The 1,881-nt window shown below is 67.3% G+C and carries 1 protein-coding gene; it reads right to left on the minus strand.

Annotated features, from left to right (window positions below):
* Positions 1-129: 129 nt before the first annotated feature.
* Positions 130-1,641 (minus strand): hypothetical protein, encoded by a 1,512-nt coding sequence (locus N865_RS21175; protein WP_157557828.1) that lies wholly within the window; start codon positions 1,639-1,641, stop codon positions 130-132.
* Positions 1,642-1,881: the final 240 nt, after the last annotated feature.

Genomic DNA, 1,881 nt, shown 5'->3' on the forward strand with positions numbered 1-1,881 from the left:
GCCGGGGCGTCTTTCGCATACCCGAAGACACCTGCACCGGTAGCAGAGTTTGCGCGGTGGATGATCGCATCTCGAGATGGGACCCGGTATGCGACGAGTCGCGATCGGCTCGAGCATTCAGCCACGTGTCTAGGTGCCGACCGGTCGGAGGCGGCGCCAGCTGAGCACCAACGGGTAGTTGCTCGTCGTGGTGACCGCCTTGGCTACCGCGCGGGCGCGCAGGTCCAGGTCAGTGTGTTCCGCCCACGGCGTCTCCTTCACCGTGGGGCCGGCAGCCAGGACGAGTGAGCTCGCGGTTCGGATGCCGTATCGGGCGAGCTGCTGGCGCAGGTTCTGCGGCACGGAAGCCCCTGCCTTCTGGTCGACGAACTTGGCGTCGTTGGGGCCGAGCGCCGTGAGCAGCAGGGCCTGGTCGACCCAATCCACGATCCTGCTCGCTGGGAACCGCGTGTTGACGAGCAGGTCGACGATATCGACCGTTGCCATGTTTGGCACGTTCTCCACGTCCTCCTCCTCGAGCCTCGCCTGGTGCCAGACGGTGACGCCATCGAGGTTGTCGAGCGGAAGCCGGGTCTCGAGCGTGGGCAGCGACGCCTTGAACAGCCGTGAGGTCCAGGCACGGATGACCTGCCACGCGACGTACGGGAACACCCCGACGGCGAACCCGAGCAGGACGAGAGCGTCCGAGTTCACGCCCATCGTCGTCGCGACCGCCTGGATGGTCCACACCCCGAGCATCGCCAGGATCACCCGAAGCGAGACGGCGATGTAGGCGCTCCCTCTGAGGTCGGCCCGCACGAAGCGCCTGAACAGCATCTGGATCGAGAAGAAGTAGGCGCCCATGAAGGCCGCGGTCGCCGGCGTGACGTTGGGCGCGAGGGCCAACAGCCACCTGGGCTGCGTCGGACTGTGGGGATAGTTCTCGAGCGGCGGGAGCGTCACGAGCCATCCGACGGCCAGCACCACGACGTTGAAGTAGATCGGGACCGCTGCGGTCACGAGAGGCTGCTGACTGCTGGCCTTGTCATCGCTTGCGTACGGGCGCGGGTGCCCGGACAGCACGTCCTCGTGCACAGTGGTTCGGAGGGTGCCATAGGACGCTTCGAACTTCTGCAGGTAGCTGCGGACCCGGGTCTGCTGCATCTCGACCGACTCACGGCCCACAGGGTCGACCGGCTCGAGCACGCCCAGCCGCCGAAGGTCTGAGAGGAACTCGTTGAGCAGGCTCGCTCGCTTGGACGCGAGGAACAGCCACCACATCACGGTCGGGAAGAGGATCAGCACCACAAGGACGACTGAGCGCAGGGTGACGAGCTGCCACCGCGTGGGCATCACGATCACCGAGGCGAGGAACAGGGCGATGAGCGTCAACCCGGTCACGACGATCACGGTCCCCTTGGCAGACATCCGTCGCGCCATCGGCCACTCGTTGAGGATCGAGACTGCGACCGCGACGAAGAGCGCCATCGCCAGCCCCGTCAGGAGGAGCGACCACTTCTGCGAGACCCAGCCGCGGACACCATCGTTCGCGGAGATCGCGCCAAGTGCCAGCAGGAGCAAGCCGGCATACGTTGCCTTCCGACGGGGGACCGCGCGAGAGGACCCGAGCGGGCGAGGAGCGCCGACGGTGTTCGATGCCATGGGGCACCCCTTTCCGAGGATTCACACCATGGAGGGCAGACGCAGCAGCCGGCCCTTCGATACAGCCAGTGCCGACGAGGTCTCGGAGGGCCATCTCGACGTCACCCGGACCCGCGTGGCCAGGCCGGCGCTGGCCTCGGCACGGGGGCTTCGGGTCGCACGGCCCCCGCGACGGAGGCTGGTCGCCGCCCGATTTGGCACTGGAGCCCAGCCCGGGCTACTGTTCTCTTCGTCAGCCCG

It is taken from the genome of Intrasporangium oryzae NRRL B-24470 (assembly GCF_000576595.1).
Classification (GTDB): domain Bacteria; phylum Actinomycetota; class Actinomycetes; order Actinomycetales; family Dermatophilaceae; genus Intrasporangium_C; species Intrasporangium_C oryzae.